This window comes from Chengkuizengella marina, from assembly GCF_009910845.1.
Classification (GTDB): Bacteria; Bacillota; Bacilli; order Paenibacillales; family KCTC-33759; genus Chengkuizengella; species Chengkuizengella marina.
In genome coordinates this window covers 1-20,527 of record NZ_SIJB01000056.1, presented here as the reverse complement: position 1 = coordinate 20,527, position 20,527 = coordinate 1, and the positions used below count along the sequence as shown (strand labels likewise).

Genomic DNA, 20,527 nt, shown 5'->3' with positions numbered 1-20,527 from the left:
AAATGAAAATTAATTTATGTTGTTATATCCTGTATGGAAATTTGTGATGAAAGTGACTGCAAATCTGCAATGACTGTTACATTCGGATGTAATTGTAAAATCGATGCTGGGAATTGCTCGTTTAAATCACCATGCAACAATTTATGCATCGCTGCGCTTTTCTCAATACCTGAGGCTAGTAAAAGAATTTCTCTACTGTTCATGATAGATTGTATCCCCATCGTAATTGCATGTGTAGGTACTTCATCCATGTGATTAAAAAAATGTTTATTGGCTTGTCGTGTTGATTCTGTCAGTTTTACAACATGTGTTTTCGTACCAAATGATGTTCCAGGTTCATTAAAACCAATGTGCCCATTTTGTCCAATCCCCAAAACCTGAACATCAATCCCCCCACACTCTTTTATAAGTTTATCATATTGAACACATTCTTTTTGTAATGAAACTCCATTTCCATCTGGAAGATGAACATTTGAATCCAATATATTAATATGACTAAACAAATTTTCTTTCATGTAATAGTGATAACTATTAGGGTTCTCTTCTGAAAGACCAACATATTCATCTAGATTAAAACTGGTGACATGTCGGTAGTCTGTTTTATTCTTGTGAAAATCTAAAACCATGTATTTATATAAACCTAATGGTGTCCCTCCTGTTGCTAATCCTAAATGAATCCTGTTACTTGATCTTACTTTTGAGATGATATATTCCGCTGCTTTTTTACTCATTTCATTATAATTCTTTACTTTAATGACTTCCACTCTCATCCGCTCCTTACTTTTTATTATTGAGTTTTTACTCCCTTTTTATTATCATAACATAGAATTCTAGTTGTCTATACCAATTAACTAAGATAAGTTTATAAGAGCACAGAATGAATCTATGCTCCTTATAAATCACTTCACTTTAAATTCTGGTAAACTAGATAATTCTTCAGCAAGTTCCGTTAATATCTTTTGAGCTATTGGTTGTTCATAAATGTTTGCCCATTCTTTACTTTCAATAATTTCAACTTTCAATTGCATTAATTTTTCATCAAAAACTTTCAAGTATTGAAGCACCAGCTCTATCTGTTCTAATTCTAAATTTGTAAATGATTCAGAGGGGTTCTTTTCCTTTAATTGTTTTACAAAATCAGAAAAATTCCAGTGAAAAGATTCGAAATCAACACCATAACTAAAACCAAATTCATGATCAAGATTAAATAAAAGATGAGTGTTACTGGTTCTTAATTCAATATAAATTTTTTCTAACAATTCTTGTCTAAGTTGTTTGTCATTTGTATTAAGCAACTCTATAAGATAAGCATGTGAATCATGATACACATTTCTTAAAATAATATGCTGAAATTGAATCTCATTGCCATACCTGTATTTCAAATCCTCATTTTCCTTATTCAACTGCCAATTAAAGATTGAAATCATGACGATTATAAATATACAAATTAGAATGATGGCATTTTTCACATTTTTGTTTAGAAAAAACATTTGCACTGCTCTATTGGATATATACACATAAAGAAGTGCATAAGCAATCAGTCCAAATAAAGTTATAATTAAAAGTAGGGGTACAAGATTAATATTCATTCATTTATCCTCAAACTCTAAGCACTTAAACCTTCCTTAAGCTCATCACCAGAGTTTTCCCACCATTCTTGATTATGTTCGATTAGAGCTGTTCGCAAGGCTGTTTTCTCTGTGTCATCTAAACCATCTAATATAAATTTACGCTTTAGCGCTTTATCCATCTTATTTACATGATCTGCGAGAATCTTCCACCCTCTTCTTGCTTCTTCATCAATCAGCATTTCACATACTGTAACACCTGCGTAATAAGAACCTTCTTCATTGCGATCAACGGCCACCCATGCTACCCAACACTTTCTACCGTTAGGTACTTCCTCTTTATCTGTAAGAAACTTAATTCCTTTTTCCACCTTACTTTTTGCATGCAAAGCTCCAATATCTATATACGCTTTATCCCCATCTATGATCATACTTGACATTTGGCTAAGGTTTATCATCCCTGCTCCAAAACCTTTATGCTCTTTATTGCTAACTACATTCAAAGATAAATTCTTTTTTCCTTTTTTATCAAAATTCATTTGTATAACACCGTCCTATTCTTCAATAGATGTAACTACTTTTAGCATACAAAAAATATCGATGATAAACAAACTTTTTCTGTAAATTATGCACTCACCCAAGTACAGCTCTATATAAATTTCAATATGATTAAAAACCAAACTAGGATTCACTCTACTACAAAAGATGGAACAAGCATATACATTAAAGCATGTACTCCTAACCCCTATCTAGTTAAATTATATTCATTGTTATGGATTTATTTTATAAGAAGAAAAACGAACAAAGGTGGAATGACATGTTGCAAAAAATAAAATTTTTCGGAAATGTATTTATTTTTATAACTAGTTTAATGATCATCTTTTTTTTATTCATCACGATTTGGAATACATTTCATTTTAATCATGAAAATGAAAGAAGCTCTCCAACTCTTTTAGAAGAAAGTGCGTCCCTTGGACAACAAGCTGATTTTAAACAGTTAAATTATCAAGATGATTCAAAACCACTAAGCTCGCGTATCGTCCATTACAACATCAATGTAGAACTAGATGAGGAAGATAAAAAGCTGCTTGGTTCTCAAAAATTAACATGGATTAACCCAGGGGAACAGCCTGTGAATGAAATGTATTTTCACTTATATCCAAATGCCTTTCAATCCAAAAAAACCAGCTTCATAATTGAATCAGGAGGCAGTTTAAGAAACGATGATATGAAAGAAGACAGCTTTGGCAGTATGTCTATACACACGATAAGATTAAATAATGGAACGGAATTGTCACAACAAACTTTCTTTATACAACCTGATGACCAAAATCCAAATGATTATACATTGATGGGTTTGAAACTGCCTAAATCTGTTTTACCTGGTGAAAAAATCACGCTTCATATGACGTTTACCGTCCAGTTGCCTTATGTTTTTGCAAGGATGGGTTATGCGGGAGACTTCATAATGGCTGGACAGTGGTTTCCGAAAGTTGCAGCTTATGAAGTGACTGGAATGCGTGGACGAAAAACAGAGGGATGGGATTTGCACCAATACCATGGTAATTCAGAGTTTTATGCTAATTTTGGTACTTATGATGTAAATATCACGGTCCCATCAAATTATATTGTAGCTGCAACAGGAGTAGAGATTGATAAAACTGAAACTTCAATGGATCGTACAAAAAATCAATCCATGATAGGAACTATTGATCATTCAAAAGGGCAAAATTTACAAGAAGATAACAATAGTAAAAATTATCACTTCAAAGCCGCAGATGTCCATGACTTTGCATGGTCTGCATCTCCACAATTTAAGGTCATTGAGGATACTTATCGCTCAGAAAATAATAGGGATGTTACCATCAAATTATATTTGGATCCTCTCCATAGTGATTTAACAGAACGTTATTTATATGCAGCTAAGTCAGCTTTAAACAACTTCACAGATTGGTATGGTGAGTATCCTTATCCTACTTTATCCATTGTTGTACCTCCAAATGGAGCAAATGGGGCTGGCGGTATGGAATACCCTACTCTAGTAACTTCTTGGTCTGCTTCAGAGAAACAAAAAGATAGTTCGTTAGAAAGAGTGATTATACACGAAATTGGACATCAATTCTGGTATGGCATGGTAGCTTCTAATGAATTTGAAGAGGCTTGGTTAGATGAAGCTTTCACATCTTATGCTGAAGATAAAGTAATGGAAAAAGAATATGGAATACGTTCAAAAGCTTATTATGAAGCTAGTTATGTATCCTCACCCGCACCTCTTAAGCAAAATGCATGGGAATACGGATATAAAAATGAATACGCCCAAAACGTGTACGTTAGAGGGAAGTTAGTATTACGTGATATTGAGCAAATCATAGGAACAACTCAAATGAACAAAGTATTAAAAACATACTTCCAACGTTGGAAATTTAACCATCCCTCTACCGAAGATTTTCAAGCTGTATTAGAAGACGTCACTGCTCAGGAATGGGATCAGTATTTCAACACATTTATTTATGACAATAAAATGGTTGATTATGCAGTACAATCGATTAACATCAACAAAATTACCAATCAAGAACAAACGTTATATAAACATCAAGTATTGATACAAAAAAATGATGCTGCATACCATGAACCTCTATCTATTTTATTCACTTTTGAGGATGGAACTTCCATAGAAAAAACTTGGGAAGGAAGTGAAGCACAAAAATGGTTTACATTTACACATACATCGACATTAAATTGGGTTGTTATTGATCCTGAGCATACGATGATTTTAGAAAATAAACATATTAACAACTTTAAGAGCACTCTTATAAATCCAGAAACAAAAACAAGATGGAATTTAGTTTTGATCCAATGGCTTGAAGCAGTATTAAATGCTAAGATGTGGTGAGGTGATATGATGATAGTTCATATAATAAAACAAGGGTGGAAAACAACAAATCAAAATATGGTTTATATATTATTATTTTCGATGTATCAGCTAGTATGCGGAATCTTTTTATATCGATGGATTGAAGTGGGCATTGTTTCCATATCACAACGTTTTCCAGACTCTAACCTAATGGATGCCAGGCAGTTATTTATTATAGAAGGTCAGTTTTTAATCACAGATGGAGATTTCATGTTAAAGTACCTCTCCCCTCTTTTGATTTTCATAGGTATACGCTGGATTGTATCCCCCCTAATGAATGCAGGTCTTTTTTATGCAATACATCATAAGGATTCACATTCTAGTAAACCTTTGTTTTTACAAGGGGTGCTAAAATTAGGAAGTTCATTTTTCATCATCTCTTGCATCCATCTGTTACTCTCTAGTTTCCCTCTTTTTTGGATATTCTCATTTTTAAAAAATACACTAGAATCTTATACTACCCCAATGTCTTTACTTTGGAATGCTGCCCCTATATTGATAACTTATATCGTATATACTTGGATTATCCACATCCTATTTATGTATATTCAATGGGGGAAAACGACAAATAATAATATCACGTCTCCGATTGTATTTATGTTAAAAAATATAGTCATTACAATGGGTTTAAGTCTAATCATTATGATTATCATTGGAGTTGTTACAGCTTTATTTTTCTCAACCTCAATGATGTGGGTAGGGTTTTTAGCCATCATAGTAAATCAAATTCAATATTTTATTAGGGTTTATTTGAAGATTTGGGAAATAAGCACACAGTATCATTTTTGGGTACAAAAAAAAGAGCCCCAATAGGTGATCGGAGCTTTTTGAATTTATTGAGAATGGGAAAAAATTGAATTTATGACATTGAAGCAGGTGGAATTTTAAGAACAGTGCCTGGTTCAGGTGTTCTTCCTAACTGCATGCCATTGTAATCGGCCAACTCTCTACCTGTTATACCATATTGCTTCGCTATAGTCCGAAAGGTTTCTCCTTCCATCACTGTATGATAAACTTCTTCCGGCTCTGGTTCTGGTTCAGGCTCTGGTTCTGGTTCAGGCTCTGGTTCGCCCATAGCTTCTGGAATTAAGAGCACTTGACCTACATATAAATCCCAAGGAGCCGTAATATTATTATATCTCATCAATCTTCTTGCTCTAACACCATACATTCGTGCGATTCTCCAAATCGTCTCTCTAGGTTTAACGATATGATACGCTACTCCTGGCTCAGGAAGAACAGGAACTAATAATACTTGACCCACATAAATCATATTTGGATCTGAAATATTATTAATTGCCATTAAGTCTTCCACAGAAACACCTGAACGTTGTGAAATCGCGTTTAATGTGTCACCAGACTTTACAACATAAGTTCCCGTTACAGGTTCTTCTGGTGCTGGTGGTGCCTTTGGAATGTACAGTATTTGACCTACATAAAGATAACTTTCTTCAGTAATATTATTAGCCTCAATCAAATCAATAATAGGTACCCCAGTTTTTTGAGAAATCATATATAATGAGTCACCTGGCTGTACTACATAAGTTTCCATGTCTGGTTGCATAGGTAATGGTATTTTCAGCATTTGACCCACATATAACATATTGGGATCCTGAAGATTGTTTAATCGAATAAGATCAGATATTGAAACATTATATGCTGCTGCAATATCATTTAGTGTATCTCCCGGTTGAACAATATAGGTATCTGCTACACCTATTGTAGGTATATAAAGTTTTTGACCTACAACAATATAATCTTGATTTGTGATTCCATTTGCTTCCATGATCGCCTGAACGGTAACACCATATTTTGCTGCGATTCCATACAATGTGTCATTTGGTTGTACTACATAAATCATAATGTAAAAAAACCTCCTAATGTTGATAAATGTTTAACTCAACTAAAATTTATCTCATTGATAAGGTATGAATAACCGTGATAAATTGCCTCGGTCAAATGCCTATTTTTTGTGACAAATGACTATTTTTTGAGCTTATTTGCAAAAAGGTTATCTTAGAAAGTTTTAACACATTAGACGGATACAGGTGGAGGAAGCATCAATACTTGACCTACTCTAATTTTATTCGGATCGGTTAATCCATTTATCCTCATTAATTCACTTCGATTCACAGTATAATATTCGGCAATTTTAGTAAGCGTATCACCTGGTACAACAATGTGATATTCCCCTGTTTCTGGTACAATAGGAACAATTAACATTTGGCCGATATAAATATTGTCTGGATCTGATATATTGTTAATTATTATTAAGGTATCTATAGGCACATTATATTGAATTGATATTGAGTTTAAGGAATCTCCTGGTTTGACAATATACACATTTACTTCTGGTGGCTCTGTTGGTTGTGATGGTTCTGAACTTGGAGGGATATATAACGTTTGACCTACATAAATATAACCGACATCACTCAAATTGTTGGCATCTACAATATCTTGTACAGATACACCATATCTTCTCGAGATTGCAAATAATGTATCCCCGCTTTGGACAATATACCATTCACCTTTTTTGGGGATGATTAACTTTTGACCTACATAGATGACAGTGTTAGTTAAATTGTTTGTTTTCATAAGCTCTTTCACCGAAATTCCATAAGTTTGCGATATATCATATAATGTGTCCCCAGATTTCACAATATGGATCTGTTCCATTGTTGGTATTATCAATGTTTGACCTATATAAATAATTCTACTAGTAAGATTATTCTGTTTCATAATCATTTGGACTGGTACGCCGTACTTTTGAGATATACCCCACAAATTTTCTCCTTCTTTAATAACATGTGTAATCATATACTTTAACCTCCATAACATCTCTCTTAGTTAAAATATGTATACCCAGGACATTTTGACCCCCGGCATTCGCCTAATTGAGTGACAAATGCCTATGTTACGTTATTTGTTTTATTAGTTTCATTTGCAAAACTATGATTAAACAAGCTACTGAATGAAAAAACTATAATATGAGTAGTTTGAAAATAGAAGTTTTACAAAAAATTGCAATCAAATTTCTTTCAATATTTTTGGAGTGAGATTAGATGAATCATGTATTAAAGTGTGGGTGTCAAAATCCAACAACTGATCTAAAATTAGAAGCTGAATTTTTTACAGATCCAATCTGGTGTACAATATGTGGTTATAATCTTGATCTTGAGGATTTGTCAGTATCTCCTGAACTTTTGGAAAATATAGAAAAATGGGCAAGTCGCTACGGGGAATGGATTGATTATGATAGAGATACATTAGTTACTAGAGGAATTGAACTTGAAAATAAACACAATGAAGAAGGTCAAAAAATATACAAAATGTTAAAGAATGAACTTGGTACTAAATACACACTCATATTTTCTCCATCTACTACAGCAAAATTATACAAACATAAATACCACTACAGAATATAATTTATAAAGTATAAAATTTAATTCAATTAAACAATTAGCAAAAATAGCTACTTAAAGAGAATAATCATGTTTCAAAAAAAGATCATAGACAGATATAAATCTATATAGAGAGAAGTACATTCAAATGATTATTGGAACACTAATACTCATAGCTGGATTAATAGCTTTGGTTTTAAATATAATTTATTTATTAAAAGATGAACTTTCTGATGAAAAAAATGGGTTCAAAGTTCTTTATTTGGCACTGTACATCATTTTTTTTGAATCTACATTTACTTATTTTATACTTCTTATCATCATTGTTGGCATTTTGAAAATTGGGGGCGTATGGTGAGAAGAGTTGAATGATCAATTTGGTTCTATTTCATAAAAAACAGTCGTTACACATGTGAATCATTTGTAACGACTGTTTTATTTATGTTAAATCAAACTAACTATATTAATCATGTTATCGACTTCGATTTTGATCCTATGTTTCCTTTTCTCATAGGTAATTGTACCTTGTCCTAGGCTGATTTGACTACTAGTACCTAGGGCATAAAACACATCATCTGTTAACGTTTTTAAACACTCTTTTTGCCCTGAATCATTTAAACTTTCCCAATCGGTTTCTTCCATCTCTAAAAAATCATAAAATTGTGGAATGTTTGCGATCGCTTCGGATAACTCTAAAACAATTTCATCGTATTCTCTTGCAAATTTCACACCCATGTTACATCAGTCCTTCTTAAACAATCTCTAATATTGAGTGGTTTCTAACACTTTTGTGATCAGTACCTCCACTCGACGATTTGCTTCTCGTCCTGCTGGCGTATCATTTGTTGCTACCGGATGATACTCACTATATCCAATGGCACTAAAATTCCGTGGATTTAATTTTTCATTATCCAATAAAATTCGCATATAATTCAATGCTCTTGTTGCACTAAGCTCCCAATTTGATTCAAATTGTGTTGAATGATGGGGAATGTTGTCAGTATGTCCTGCTACTAATACTTCATAGTCAGGATAATTTTCTAATAACTCTGAAATTGTAATCGCTAGTTTTCTAGATCCAAATTTTATTTCTGCACTTCCCGGTTCAAATAAAGTATTGTCACTAATCGTTAATTTTAGCAAATATTTATCCATTTCTATTTTTAATTGAGAGGTTAATTCATTGTCATCAATGTAGGCTTGCAGCTGATTTTTCAAATTTTCTAGATCATATTTATAATGTGGAGTAAAATTAGATTCATCTATTGAAGTTAAATCTCCGTTATCATACTCGTCAGCTGACTTTAATCTAGTATCACCTTCAAGTATACTTGTGCCTCCATCTAAATAAGCATTTAATGAACTTGCTATCCTTTTCAGCTTCTCAGCATCAATTTCACTTGAGCTAAATAGGACAATAAATAGAGCAAGAAGCAAAACTAGTAAATCTGCATAAGGGATGAGCCAAGATTCATCGATATGAGTAGATTTATCTAACTTCCGCGTACGTTTCATTGGCTACACGCTCCTTACTACCTTTCCCATCCTGATCACGTTCATTTTGAGGAAGAAATACGGATAACTTATGTTGAATCGCAGCACTTGAAATACCTGATTGAATAGAAAGCAACCCTTCAACCATCATTAATTTTAACTCAATTTCCCTTTGAGATAAACGTCTTAATTTATTGGCAAATGGGTGCCATAACACATACCCCGTAAAGATACCTAATAAAGTTGCAATAAATGCAGCGGCAATCGAACGACCTAAAATATCTACATCATTTAAAGTACTTAAAGCTGCGATCAAACCAACAACAGCTCCTAACACACCTAAAGTAGGGGCATAAGTACCCGCTTGTGTAAAGATTTGCGCTCCAGCCTCATGTCTGTTTTCAGTTGCAGCTATATCTTCCATTAAAACCTCTCTGACAAAATCAGGATCATTACCATCAATAATCATTCGCATCCCGTTTTTCAGAAAAGGTTCATCAATATCATTCATTTTATTTTCAAGAACAAGCAGCCCTTCTCTTCTTGTTATCATCGCCCAGTCCTTAAATACAGAAATGGTTTCTTGTTGTGTTAATAATTTTTGCTCCGTAAAAAGAATTTTAAATAATTGAGGAATTTTTTTTAGTTCATACATTGGGAAACCAATCATAACAGATGCAATCGTTCCTCCAATGATGATAAGAATTGCAGCAGAATTAAATAAAGATAACAGACTTGCTCCTTTTAATACCATTCCAAAACCTAATGACAGTAATCCAATAATTAAACCAATAATTGTACTTTTGTTCATATGCTGATCTCCTTCAAAGTGATAACAATCGTCAATTTATGTTCTTTTTATACATTAACAATTGATCTTCGACAGATAGGAAAAAAATCCTGCTGAATATATTAATAAAAGCATAGGAGTTTTTTCCTAAAAATAGGACTCCTATGCTTTGATATAGTTCATAAGATCTATAAATCTACTATACTGGTATTACTTCGTTATCTTCCTAATAAAATCTGTGCATATGGTGACGTAATTGGTAACATAATGATCGGTTCACCTTGGAAGGTCGTTATATAACTTTCTAAAGTTCGATACAAGTTATAAAACTCAGCGTCTTTTCCATAAGCTGCATTGTATATACTTGCTGCTTCTTGTTCTCCTTCAGCAATAATTTTCTTAGAAGTTGCTTGAGCCTCTGCTATAAGTTCCTTTGCTAAACGATCAGCATTGGAAGTAATTTTACGATATTCCTCATCACCCTCAGAAAGGTATCTAGCAGCAATGGCACGGCGATCTGAGATCATGCGCTTAAATACACTCTCTTTATTTTCATTCGGTAAATCTGTTCTTTTAATACGCACATCTACAATTTTAATTCCATATTCATCACGTTCTAATACACTTGCTACTTCATCGGAAATTTGTTTGTTTAAATCTCCACGTGCAGATCCAGTTTCACTAATTATATCTCCATAATCAATCTCAGACAATTTACGTCTTACAGTGTTATATACAGCATTGTCAATTCTTTTTTCACCATTACTTATCGTCTGTGCGGTTTGTAAAAATTGTTTCGGATTCTCAATTCTCCAGACTGTGTAATTATCGACTTCAATCGGTTTTTTGTCCTTTGTTAAAATCGGTGTTGGATTGCTATCATATAACATTTGTCTTTTTGGAAGTGAAGTCACAGATTGTATAAACGGAATTTTAAATTTAATTCCTGGGTCTTGATAAATTTGAACAGCTTCCCCAAACTGTAATACGACTTTGTATTCCCCTTCATTCACAATAAAGAGAGAGGTAAATCCCAATAGAATAACTAAAGCTACAACAATGATTGCTGTTATTAATTTTTTTTGATTCTTCATTGTCCCTCTCCTCCTTGTGATGATTTATTTGTAGATTTAGGATTCATCAGTTCATTTAAAGGTAAGTATTTTACGGTATCCCCTGAATCATCTGTAACTACAACTTTCGCATTTGGAAGAATTTTTTCCAACGTTTCTATCACTAAGCGATTTTCTGTAATCGTAGGACTTTTCGCATATTCAGTATAAATAGCATTAAATTTTTCAACGTCACCTTGTGCGTTTAAGACACGAGATTTCTTCTCTGCTTCTGCGTTCTCAATTAATGCTTGTGCTTCCCCTCTAGCTTTTGGCAAGCGATCATTCATATATTCCTGAGCATTATTAATTTTTGTATTCTTTTCTTCTCTTGCATCTGTAACAGCTTTAAAGGCAGCTTGCACTTCTCCTTCAGGTGGCTCTATATCCTGAAATTTAATATCCATAACTTGTATACCTGTAGCGTAAATTTCTTGTAATTTAATTAATTTTTCATACACATCACTTTGAATTTGCGTTTTACCTTCTGTAATGGCAAAATCTAAATTCGTAGACCCCATTACAGAACGAATGGATGCAATAGCTGAATTTTTGAGAAATTCTTCTGGGTTCTCAATGTTGTATAAATAATCTCTAACATTACTAATTCTCCACTCCACAACTGCGTCTGCGGAAACAATGTTTTCATCCCCTGTAATCATTAGGGCTTCTTCCTCTTTTGCTACGGTTTGCCCATTAATTACATCGTAACCGATATAAATTTGCTGTGTTCTTTTCGCTGGTAATTTAACAACTTGTTGAATTGGATAAGGTGCTTTAAAATGCAACCCTGATTCCACCACAGTATCTGTATATTTCCCAAAGGTTAAGATTGCAGCATGCTCTTGCTCCTCTACGGTGTAAAACATCGTTATTCCAGCTAATCCTACTAAAAGGATTATAATTCCTACTACCACTTTTTTGACCGTTCCTGGAGGCAACGGAGGCAGCTGGGAGTTGTTAGTCGACTTTCCTTCCCCATTAATGACTTCCATATTTTCTTTTCCCCTCTCTATTTCTTTCCCAATATTATGTATGATTATTTCAACCATTCTATACGTTATTGTATCAGTCTGGTTTCAAATAGGAAAGCAAACTTATTGATAATTTTTCACACTTAACTCATCTATCCGTTTAAAAGTATACCCTTGTTTGCGCGCATCATCAATAATAATATCCAATGCTTCTGCATTGTCCTCTGATACGGAATGCAAAAGAATTACAGCCCCAGGGTGAAGCTGCCTCATCACATGGTCATAAGCGTATTTCCAGCCCTTTTGCTCTTTTGTATCCCAATCTTTGTATGCTATTGACCAGAAAACATTCGTATATCCTAACTTACTGCTTATTTCCAACACTCGATCATTAAAAATCCCTCTTGGAGGTCTCATATATTCCATTTGCCACTGCCCTGTCACCTCTGCAACTGCTTCCCGTACCTTATCCAACTCCTCTTCAATACTTTCATCAGAAATGGTAGACATATCAGGGTGTCCCCAAGAATGATTCCCAATCAAATGCCCTTCATTTACCATTCGTTTTAATAAATCAGGTTGTTCTTTTACATATTGACCTGTGACAAAAAAAACAGCGGGTACCCTTTTTTCATTTAATACATCCAAAATTTTTATCGTGTTCCCATTTTCATATCCATTATCAAATGTTAAATACAACACTTTCTTAGAAGTGTCTCCAAGAAAAATAGCACGATGTTTTTTTAGAAGATCTAAAAAACCCTCTTGTTCTATTGATGCCGGCTCCCCATTTCGACTCTTCTTCAATCCAAAATGATAAACGTCCCCGGCATACCCATGCACGCTATGAACAAAGTTTGCACTCATCACCAAACCGAATATTACACATATACAAACCAATAATCTTGGTAGTTTTGTTTTCTTCACTGTCTATTCCTCCTAAATTTTACATTCTGCATCGAAAGAAAACCTTTGACATGGTTAATATTCCAAAGATGGCTATCGTTTATCCCTTGTGTGTTAACTAGATCATATCTACGCACATTAGTAAAAAACGTGCTAATGAAATTTTTCCATTAGCACGTTTGCAGTTCACTTTAGATCAATTCAATTTATACAAATTAAGTCTCAGATGATTCGCCGCCGCCAATTCGAATAAAACTAATGAAGTTATTTATTTTTTTATTTGATGGACTCCATGGCCTAACGCACCTTCTGCTGCTTCCATTACGATTTCTCCCAATGAAGGATGGGCATGGATGGTTAAAGAAATATCCTCTAAGGTTGAGCCCATTTCCACAGCTAAACCGAGTTCAGCAATTAAGTTGGAAGCCTCTTGACCTACGATTTGTCCACCAAGCACGATACCTGTTTCTTTTTCCGCAATGACTTTTACAAATCCATCTGTAGCATTTTTGGACATGGCACGTCCGTTACCACCATAATTAAATTTATTCATTACAATGTCAATTCCTTTTTCTTTTGCATCTCTTTCCTTCAATCCAACACTCGCCATTTCTGGATCAGAAAAAACAACTTCTGGAATCGCTTTATAATCAATAATACTAGGTTTGCCAGCAATGACTTCTGCTGCAACTTTTCCTTCATAACTTGCTTTATGTGCTAATGCATAACCTTCTACGATATCTCCTATTGCATAAATGTTAGGTACACTTGTTTTACACTGATGATCAATTTCCACTAATCCACGATCTGTCAGTTTCACGCCAATATTTTCAAGACCTAGTTGATCTGTGTTTGGACGGCGACCTACTGTAACAAGTACGTATTCGGCTGTCACTTGTTTTTCTTCACCTTTCACTTCAAAGGTCACAGTCACATCATTGTCCGTTACTTCTGAGCTTTTTGCCATCGCATTGTTATACACTTCAACGCCTGATTTTTTTAAAGTTTTGCTGACAAAACGTGTCATCTCTTTTTCAAAACCAGGTAAGATCGTGTCCGCTCCTTCTAAGATGGTCACCTTAGTTCCAAACTTAGCATAAGTTTGCCCTAATTCGATTCCAATGTAACCTCCACCAATCACAACCATACTTTTCGGAATTTCTTGTAAAGATAACGCTTCAGTTGAAGAGATAATACGATCACCGAATGGGAACGTCTTTAATTCAATCGGTCTTGTACCTGTTGCAATTATACATGAGTTAAACTTTAAACGTTTACCTTCTTCATCGTTGCTTACACTTGCTACATTTTCTTCAATGAAAAATACTTCTCCACTTAAAATTTCAACATTGTTTCCCTTTAATAGGAACCCAACACCACCAGTTTGTTTTTGGACAATACCGTCTTTCCATGCTTGCACTTTAGCATAATCTAAGTTTACATTATCTGCTTGAATGCCAATGTCTGCTCCATGTGCTAGTGCTTCAAATTTTTCTGCAGCTGAAATTAAAGCTTTAGATGGAATACAACCCCGATTTAAACATACTCCACCAAGTGCATCTTTATCAACAATCGTAACTTTTTTACCAAGTTGTGCGGCACGAATGGCTGCTACATACCCTCCTGGTCCAGCACCAACAACTAAAACATCAACCTCTTCAACGAAATCTCCTACTACCATGTTTTACACCTCCATAACTAACAACTGTGGATCTTCTAACAGCTGTTTAATGTAATTCATTGTGTATTGAGCTGTCGCTCCATCAATAATGCGGTGATCAAAGCTTAAGGACAATGCCATCACTTTTCCGACTACAAGCTCTCCATCTTTTACAACCGGTTTTTCCGTAATACGTCCTGTTCCTAAGATTGCAACTTCAGGATGATTAATAACTGGAGTAAAGAACATTCCACCTGCTGAGCCAATGTTTGTAATACTTATGGTGCTTCCTTTTAACTGATTAGGAGCTAATTTACCTTCACGAGCACCCATTGACAAATCTTTAATTTCTTGAGCAATCGTCCAAATGTTTTTTGCATTTGCATTTTTAACTACAGGAACCATTAAACCATTATCTGTATCTGTAGCAATTCCAATGTTAAAGTATTTTTTATATACAATCTCTTGTTTGTCGTCATCAATGGATGCATTTAAAACTGGATATTCACGTATTGCAGCAACTAATGCTTTTACGATATAAGGCAAGTAAGTTACTTTGATGCCTTTTTTCTCCATTAACGGTTTTACTTGCTCTCTATATTCGACAAGTTTTATAACGTCTACTTCGTCCATGATCGTAACATGTGGTGCAGTATAAACGGATTTAACCATTGCATTGGCAATGACTTTACGAATTCCTTTCAATGGAACTCTTTCCTCTAACTGTTCTCCATCTGGGGAAACAGCTGCTACACCCTTTGTTGGTGCTTCAGCTTGTTTTGGTTGTTCCTCTTCAACTAAAACTTCAATTGGTGCTCCTTCTGCTTGTACTGGTGCTCCTCCAGAGAAGGAAAGAACATCTTCTTTAGTTATACGTCCATTTTTTCCAGTTCCTTGAACTTGGGTAATTTGTATCCCTTTATCTCTTGCAAGTTTACGAACACTTGGTGTTGCAAGAACTTCTCGATGATCTACTGGTATAGGTGCTTGAGCAGATACATCTTCTTGTTTTACTTCAACGACCACTTCTTCTTTAGTAGGCTGTTCTGTTTCTGCTTGAGCTTCTGCAGCTGGTTCATCAGCACTTGCTTCTACTTCCCCTTCAACTTCAATTGTTGCCAAAATATCACCGACTACAGCTACCGTACCTTCTTCTACTTTTAATTCGGCAATTTTACCCGTCACTGGTGAAGGAACCTCAACAACAGCTTTATCGTTTTGAACCTCCATTAGAATATCGTCTTCATTAATGGTATCACCTTGTTTCACGTTCCACTTTACGATTTCTCCCTCATGTAAACCTTCGCCTAGTTCTGGCATTTTATATTGAAAAAGTCCCAATTTATGAACCTCCTTTTTAAAAATTAATTACTTCTTTTACACCTGCGATTACTTTCTTTTCATTTGGCAGCCATTCTTTTTCGATTTGCCCAAAAGCAACAACAGTATCTGGTGCCGTTACTCTAATGACTGGAGCTTCTAGGTGTAAAATGGCTTTTTCATTAATTTGAGCCATAATTTCTGCTGCTGCACCTGAAGTTTTTTGTGCTTCTTGCACTACAATGGCACGGTTGGTTTTTTTCACTGACTCCACAATCGTCTCTATATCTAAAGGCATTAAAGTACGCAGATCTATCACTTCTGCTTGAATCCCTTGCTTCTCTAATTCTTCTGCTGCTTTTTGTGAAGTATGAACCATATTACCATAAGTAATAATGGTCACATCACTGCCTTCACGTACTACATTTGCTTTTCCAATCGGTACCGTGTATTCACCCTCAGGCACTTCGCCTCTGAAAGAACGGTATAGTTTCAAATGCTCCATAAAAAATACTGGATCGTTATCACGGATGGCAGAAATTAATAATCCTTTTGCATCGTATGGATTAGATGGTACTACAACTTTGATTCCAGGTGTCTGCATCATTAAACCTTCCAGGCTATCGGTATGAAGCTCTGGTGCGTGAACCCCGCCTCCAAATGGCGTTCTAAACGTAATGGGGCTATTGTATTTTCCACCTGAACGATAACGCATACGAGATGCTTGCGCACAAATAGAATCCATCGCTTCAAAAATAAAACCGATAAATTGAATTTCTGCAATTGGACGAAAACCTTGCACACCTAAGCCAAGTGCTAACCCACCAATACCTGATTCTGCTAAGGGTGTATCAAAAACTCTATCTTCTCCAAATTGTTTCTGCAAGCCTTCAGTAGCACGAAATACACCGCCGACATGACCTACATCTTCACCGAACAAAAGTACATTTTCATCTCTTTCAAGTTCAACTCTCATTGCATCTTTAATGGCTTCAATCATCGTCATCTGTGCCATAATTTAATTCCCCTCTTTCTCTAAGTAAGCCTTTTTTTGTTCTTCAAGATGTGGTGGTGTCATTTCAAACATGCTATCTATTAGGTCAGGTATTGTCATTTTAGCTGTTGATTCTGCTTTTTTGATTTGATCAGCTACGGTTTGTTTTGCATCTTCGATCGTTTTTGTTTCATCTTCTTCTGTCCATAGATTTTTTGTTTCTAAATATTTTCGGAAACGTACGATTGGGTCTTTAAGCGCCCACTCAGATTCTTCATCCTTGGTACGGTATTTCGTTGGATCATCACCAGACATAGAATGGGGTCCAAAACGATAAGTGATGGCTTCGATTAATGTCGCACCTTCTCCATTACGTCCTCTTTCTGCAGCATCTTGAACTGCTTTATACATAGCAAGAACGTCCATTCCATCTACTTGAACTGACTTAATCCCCGCAGCTAACCCTTTTTGGGCAATCGTTTCTGCTGCTGTCTGTTTTGAAGATGGCGTTGATATTGCGTAACCATTGTTTTGCACTACAAATATAACAGGTAAATTAAAAGCTCCAGCAAAATTCATACCTTCGTAGAAATCACCCTGAGAGCTTCCTCCGTCCCCTGTATATGTAATGACTACATTTTTTTTGCCACGCTTTTTAAGACCCATTGCTACACCTGCACTCTGAACAATCTGAGCACCGATGATGATTTGCGGCATCAGTACATTTACATCTTCAGGAACTTCCCCACCATGTTGATGACCTTTGGAATATAGGAATGCTTGATACATTGGTAATCCATGCCATACTATTTGAGGCATATCTCTATAACCTGGACATATAAAATCCTCTTTATTTAAAGCAAATTCACTTCCAATCATTGAAGCTTCTTGCCCTGAAACCGGAGCATAAAAACCTAATCTCCCCTGTCTCTGTAAACTAATTGCTCTTTGATCCCATGTTCTAGTGAAGACCATTCTTCTCATTAATTCCCTTAACTGCTCATCACTAAGATTTGGTAATAACTCTTCATTTACTGTACCATCCAATGAAAGGATGGATAAAAGTTCTACTTTGTTTGTGTGAACTTCATAACTCGCTTTATCCAATACTGAAACGTGTTCCATAGTGAATTTTCACCTCTACCTGAGTAATTTTTTAATATATCCAAACATCAGCTATTCAGATCAGACATAATATGATGTTTTTAAAAAATGACCTACATTCTGCTGATGAATCATTGTGACTATCTGTTACATTAATATTAACAAACTGTTTTAATTAAATAAAGGGGTAAAATGACTAATTTATTAATATTATCATTATATTTTGTATATAACAGTATATAGTATTATATAATACAGTTATGAAAAAATCCATCTTTATGTTACAAATAATTTAGCTGTTACCTTATCATGATCATTTTGTGCTGAATTTACTAAAATTACTCTGAATAAATGGAAGGTTGATGGTTATGAGCGATGTCCAATATTACAAAAGAACAATAAACAAAGAGAAAATCCAATCCAAAATATTAGATGATGTAAGAAGTTTACGAGTTTATCTTCCTTCAGGTTATAATGAGTTATCTTCATATCCTGTGATATATTGCCAGGATGGCGAACAGTTTTTTAATTTTGGAAGAATTGCTACACATGCAACTCGACTTATTTTAGAGGAGGATTTAGACCCAGTTATTATTGTTGGAGTTGATGTGAAATTATCTAAGAGAACGTCTGAATACGCCCCTGAAGGAGAACGATTTGAGATTTATAAAGCGTTTTTCATTCAGGAGCTTCTTCCTTTCATAGAGGAAAAGTATCCTGTGAGAAACCATGTAAGTGAACGGATCATTGCAGGTGACTCTTTAGGAGGAACGGTTTCTCTACATATTGCTTTAGACCATCCTCATCTATTTCAAAAAGTGATTTCTTTATCTGGTGCTTTTTTAGACCGTACCCAAGCACGTATAGAGTTAGAAGGTGATTTATCTTGGTTAGAACTTTATATGCTTATTGGTTTGCGGGAGGATGTGGTAAAAACAGAAAGAGATACTTTTGATTTCCTTCAAGCCAATCGAGTAACGAAAGAAATTTTATTAAAGAGAAAAACGAAGCTAAAATATGTAGAAAAAGACGGAGAACATTTGTGGGGTTTTTGGCAAAATGAGCTTGATGACATCTTGAAATATTTTTTGAAAAGTTGATAAGTTGTCCAAGCGAAAGATCTGTAAGTTCATGTAAAAAATCTGAATATGAAAGAAATGTTTTGGGATTCATTATGCGAGGGCACGACGAAGAATTGGCTATGAAACAAATCAGACAAAGAACTTGTCATAAAGGGACAGCCTTCAACTTAACAGGTATTTAATTTCCATATGTAGGATAATCACATGATTTTATTTTACATTTAAGATACAGAATACCTTGATTTAATCCGTTTCATCATCTCTAGGACCTCATCATTGTCATCTAGATTGTTCTGTTCAAATATGTTTGCCTCAGTTGAGACATACTGCTTCACATGATTCACAAATGTTTCAACTGAATTTAGATTCGTTAATTCAGATAAACTAGCTGTGCTGGTTGGTCTCACATGTGGATATTCTATAAATTTATCTGTTTGTCCAGCTGCTATTTTATAAAAATCACGCACAAGAGCAGCACGATTAGAGCCACTGTCTTCTACGATAACAAATGCATGAATGATAAAAGATTTCGTTTGTCGTCTTTGTGCAATTCCACAAAACTTGAATCCATCGATACTTAAATCGTATTCTCCAGGGCAATAAGAACCTGGAACCTCTCCCTTATTTATTTCCCGGGAAAAATCACTCAACGTATTTTTCATAAATTGATACATAATTTCAAAATCATGATGAATATTTATTTTACCGATTGGCTTAGGTAATATAATGGAAATATTGACAACCCCTTTATCCAAAGGAACAGCTGCTCCTCCAGAATGTCGAACCATTACATCATACCCTTGCTGTTGCAACCACTCAACCGCTTCTTTTGCATTAGGAAGCTTCCAATCACGCATTCCTAATATAAAAGCTTTCTCATGTCTCCACACATGAATCATAGGGGTTTGTCCTAACCCAACTTTTCTACAAGCTACTTCATCAAAGGCAAAGGGATATAAGATGTTTTGTTGTAAAATGTTGTTCATATTATTAACGAGAAACATATTGTTGGGATAACGAAATGAAATACTCATTAAAATCTCCTTTATAAAGTGAACTTGTTATGAATTAAAATATTCACCTTATTATACACAAAAACAAAAGTGAAAAGTATAAAACTATGGAGATGTTATGTATCACAAAATGAGTTTTGAAGGTATATTTTTTTCATAAAAAAAGAGGCAGATCATTAAAATGGTACCTGTAGT

Annotated in this window: 21 protein-coding genes; 5 read left to right on the top strand and 16 right to left on the bottom strand. The window is 34.7% G+C overall.

What is annotated here, in order from left to right; translation table 11 throughout:
• Positions 1 to 14: 14 nt before the first annotated feature.
• From nagB to ERL59_RS19275, 3 genes are all read right to left on the bottom strand, one after another.
• Entirely contained in the window at positions 15 to 764 is a 750-nt protein-coding gene (gene nagB, locus ERL59_RS19285; protein ID WP_160647881.1) for a glucosamine-6-phosphate deaminase, read from the bottom strand.
• Positions 765 to 899: 135 nt separating this feature from the next.
• A complete protein-coding gene (locus ERL59_RS19280; protein ID WP_160647880.1) occupies positions 900 to 1,589 on the bottom strand; it encodes a hypothetical protein in 690 nt (229 codons plus the stop codon).
• Between the two features lie 17 nt (positions 1,590 to 1,606).
• A complete protein-coding gene (locus ERL59_RS19275; protein ID WP_160647879.1) occupies positions 1,607 to 2,107 on the bottom strand; it encodes a YwhD family protein in 501 nt (166 codons plus the stop codon).
• Positions 2,108 to 2,385: 278 nt separating this feature from the next.
• Here ERL59_RS19275 and ERL59_RS19270 point away from each other — a divergent pair, with 278 nt between their 5' ends.
• Positions 2,386 to 4,461: a M1 family metallopeptidase gene (locus ERL59_RS19270; protein WP_160647878.1), complete on the top strand. Its 2,076-nt coding sequence runs from the start codon at positions 2,386 to 2,388 to the stop codon at positions 4,459 to 4,461.
• Between the two features lie 9 nt (positions 4,462 to 4,470).
• On the top strand, positions 4,471 to 5,295 hold the full coding sequence (locus ERL59_RS19265; RefSeq protein ID WP_160647877.1) for a hypothetical protein: 825 nt from the start codon (positions 4,471 to 4,473) through the stop codon (positions 5,293 to 5,295).
• A gap of 46 nt (positions 5,296 to 5,341) precedes the next feature.
• On the opposite strand, the gene ERL59_RS19260 is transcribed toward ERL59_RS19265, so the two are convergent.
• Both ERL59_RS19260 and ERL59_RS19255 read right to left on the bottom strand, forming a co-directional pair.
• Positions 5,342 to 6,343, bottom strand: a complete 1,002-nt coding sequence (locus tag ERL59_RS19260) for a muramidase family protein (RefSeq protein ID WP_160647876.1) — start codon at positions 6,341 to 6,343, stop codon at positions 5,342 to 5,344.
• 173 nt (positions 6,344 to 6,516) lie between these two features.
• Positions 6,517 to 7,299, bottom strand: coding sequence for a LysM peptidoglycan-binding domain-containing protein (locus ERL59_RS19255; RefSeq protein WP_160647875.1), 783 nt, complete (start codon positions 7,297 to 7,299; stop codon positions 6,517 to 6,519).
• A gap of 245 nt (positions 7,300 to 7,544) precedes the next feature.
• Between ERL59_RS19255 and ERL59_RS19250 the strand changes: the two genes are divergently transcribed.
• Complete coding sequence (locus ERL59_RS19250; protein ID WP_160647874.1) at positions 7,545 to 7,907, top strand: hypothetical protein; 363 nt, start codon at positions 7,545 to 7,547, stop codon at positions 7,905 to 7,907.
• Between the two features lie 124 nt (positions 7,908 to 8,031).
• Positions 8,032 to 8,241, top strand: a complete 210-nt coding sequence (locus tag ERL59_RS19245) for a hypothetical protein (RefSeq protein ID WP_160647873.1) — start codon at positions 8,032 to 8,034, stop codon at positions 8,239 to 8,241.
• A gap of 86 nt (positions 8,242 to 8,327) precedes the next feature.
• On the opposite strand, the gene ERL59_RS19240 is transcribed toward ERL59_RS19245, so the two are convergent.
• From ERL59_RS19240 to pdhA, 10 genes are all read right to left on the bottom strand, one after another.
• On the bottom strand, positions 8,328 to 8,618 hold the full coding sequence (locus ERL59_RS19240; protein WP_160647872.1) for a hypothetical protein: 291 nt from the start codon (positions 8,616 to 8,618) through the stop codon (positions 8,328 to 8,330).
• A 27-nt stretch (positions 8,619 to 8,645) separates the two neighbouring features.
• Positions 8,646 to 9,398, bottom strand: a complete 753-nt coding sequence (locus ERL59_RS19235; RefSeq protein WP_160647871.1) for a flagellar motor protein MotB — start codon at positions 9,396 to 9,398, stop codon at positions 8,646 to 8,648.
• Positions 9,373 to 10,188: a flagellar motor stator protein MotA gene (motA, locus tag ERL59_RS19230; RefSeq protein WP_160647870.1), complete on the bottom strand. Its 816-nt coding sequence runs from the start codon at positions 10,186 to 10,188 to the stop codon at positions 9,373 to 9,375. Before motA ends, ERL59_RS19235 begins: the two co-directional genes overlap by 26 nt.
• 197 nt (positions 10,189 to 10,385) lie before the next feature.
• Entirely contained in the window at positions 10,386 to 11,261 is an 876-nt protein-coding gene (gene hflC, locus ERL59_RS19225; protein ID WP_160647869.1) for a protease modulator HflC, read from the bottom strand.
• Complete coding sequence (hflK, locus tag ERL59_RS19220) at positions 11,258 to 12,274, bottom strand: FtsH protease activity modulator HflK (protein WP_160647868.1); 1,017 nt, start codon at positions 12,272 to 12,274, stop codon at positions 11,258 to 11,260. Before hflK ends, hflC begins: the two co-directional genes overlap by 4 nt.
• A gap of 102 nt (positions 12,275 to 12,376) precedes the next feature.
• A complete protein-coding gene (gene pdaA, locus ERL59_RS19215) occupies positions 12,377 to 13,120 on the bottom strand; it encodes a delta-lactam-biosynthetic de-N-acetylase (RefSeq protein ID WP_160647908.1) in 744 nt (247 codons plus the stop codon).
• A 307-nt stretch (positions 13,121 to 13,427) separates the two neighbouring features.
• Positions 13,428 to 14,840, bottom strand: coding sequence for a dihydrolipoyl dehydrogenase (gene lpdA, locus ERL59_RS19210; protein WP_160647867.1), 1,413 nt, complete (start codon positions 14,838 to 14,840; stop codon positions 13,428 to 13,430).
• Between the two features lie 3 nt (positions 14,841 to 14,843).
• A complete protein-coding gene (locus ERL59_RS19205; RefSeq protein WP_160647866.1) occupies positions 14,844 to 16,160 on the bottom strand; it encodes a dihydrolipoamide acetyltransferase family protein in 1,317 nt (438 codons plus the stop codon).
• 16 nt (positions 16,161 to 16,176) lie between these two features.
• Complete coding sequence (locus ERL59_RS19200) at positions 16,177 to 17,154, bottom strand: alpha-ketoacid dehydrogenase subunit beta (protein ID WP_160647865.1); 978 nt, start codon at positions 17,152 to 17,154, stop codon at positions 16,177 to 16,179.
• Between the two features lie 3 nt (positions 17,155 to 17,157).
• The gene (gene pdhA / locus ERL59_RS19195; protein WP_160647864.1) at positions 17,158 to 18,258 is read right to left on the bottom strand and encodes a pyruvate dehydrogenase (acetyl-transferring) E1 component subunit alpha; all 1,101 of its coding nucleotides are present in this window, start codon (positions 18,256 to 18,258) and stop codon (positions 17,158 to 17,160) included.
• Between the two features lie 347 nt (positions 18,259 to 18,605).
• On the opposite strand from pdhA, the gene ERL59_RS19190 reads away from it, so the two are divergent.
• Positions 18,606 to 19,337 carry an alpha/beta hydrolase gene (locus tag ERL59_RS19190; protein ID WP_160647863.1) on the top strand — a complete coding sequence of 244 codons (732 nt, stop codon included), beginning with the start codon at positions 18,606 to 18,608 and terminating at the stop codon, positions 19,335 to 19,337.
• A 203-nt stretch (positions 19,338 to 19,540) separates the two neighbouring features.
• On the opposite strand, the gene ERL59_RS19185 is transcribed toward ERL59_RS19190, so the two are convergent.
• On the bottom strand, positions 19,541 to 20,353 hold the full coding sequence (locus tag ERL59_RS19185) for a lipoate--protein ligase family protein (RefSeq protein ID WP_160647862.1): 813 nt from the start codon (positions 20,351 to 20,353) through the stop codon (positions 19,541 to 19,543).
• Between the last annotated feature and the right edge of the window lie 174 nt (positions 20,354 to 20,527).

Excerpts from the sequence above, each read along its gene's own strand:
- pdhA (WP_160647864.1), bottom strand. The coding sequence starts at position 18,258 with ATGGAACACGTTTCAGTATTGGATAAAGCGAGTTATGAAGTTCACACA.
- ERL59_RS19235 (WP_160647871.1), bottom strand. The coding sequence starts at position 9,398 with ATGAAACGTACGCGGAAGTTAGATAAATCTACTCATATCGATGAATCT.
- pdaA (WP_160647908.1), bottom strand. The coding sequence starts at position 13,120 with ATGAGTGCAAACTTTGTTCATAGCGTGCATGGGTATGCCGGGGACGTT.
- ERL59_RS19185 (WP_160647862.1), bottom strand. The coding sequence starts at position 20,353 with ATGAGTATTTCATTTCGTTATCCCAACAATATGTTTCTCGTTAATAAT.
- ERL59_RS19275 (WP_160647879.1), bottom strand. The coding sequence starts at position 2,107 with ATGAATTTTGATAAAAAAGGAAAAAAGAATTTATCTTTGAATGTAGTT.
- ERL59_RS19240 (WP_160647872.1), bottom strand. The coding sequence starts at position 8,618 with ATGGGTGTGAAATTTGCAAGAGAATACGATGAAATTGTTTTAGAGTTA.
- hflC (WP_160647869.1), bottom strand. The coding sequence starts at position 11,261 with ATGAAGAATCAAAAAAAATTAATAACAGCAATCATTGTTGTAGCTTTA.
- ERL59_RS19260 (WP_160647876.1), bottom strand. The coding sequence starts at position 6,343 with ATGATTTATGTAGTACAACCAAATGACACATTGTATGGAATCGCAGCA.
- ERL59_RS19270 (WP_160647878.1), top strand. The coding sequence starts at position 2,386 with ATGTTGCAAAAAATAAAATTTTTCGGAAATGTATTTATTTTTATAACT.
- ERL59_RS19255 (WP_160647875.1), bottom strand. The coding sequence starts at position 7,299 with ATGATTACACATGTTATTAAAGAAGGAGAAAATTTGTGGGGTATATCT.
- ERL59_RS19280 (WP_160647880.1), bottom strand. The coding sequence starts at position 1,589 with ATGAATATTAATCTTGTACCCCTACTTTTAATTATAACTTTATTTGGA.
- motA (WP_160647870.1), bottom strand. The coding sequence starts at position 10,188 with ATGAACAAAAGTACAATTATTGGTTTAATTATTGGATTACTGTCATTA.
- ERL59_RS19190 (WP_160647863.1), top strand. The coding sequence starts at position 18,606 with ATGAGCGATGTCCAATATTACAAAAGAACAATAAACAAAGAGAAAATC.
- ERL59_RS19250 (WP_160647874.1), top strand. The coding sequence starts at position 7,545 with ATGAATCATGTATTAAAGTGTGGGTGTCAAAATCCAACAACTGATCTA.
- hflK (WP_160647868.1), bottom strand. The coding sequence starts at position 12,274 with ATGGAAGTCATTAATGGGGAAGGAAAGTCGACTAACAACTCCCAGCTG.
- lpdA (WP_160647867.1), bottom strand. The coding sequence starts at position 14,840 with ATGGTAGTAGGAGATTTCGTTGAAGAGGTTGATGTTTTAGTTGTTGGT.
- ERL59_RS19245 (WP_160647873.1), top strand. The coding sequence starts at position 8,032 with ATGATTATTGGAACACTAATACTCATAGCTGGATTAATAGCTTTGGTT.
- ERL59_RS19265 (WP_160647877.1), top strand. The coding sequence starts at position 4,471 with ATGATAGTTCATATAATAAAACAAGGGTGGAAAACAACAAATCAAAAT.
- ERL59_RS19200 (WP_160647865.1), bottom strand. The coding sequence starts at position 17,154 with ATGGCACAGATGACGATGATTGAAGCCATTAAAGATGCAATGAGAGTT.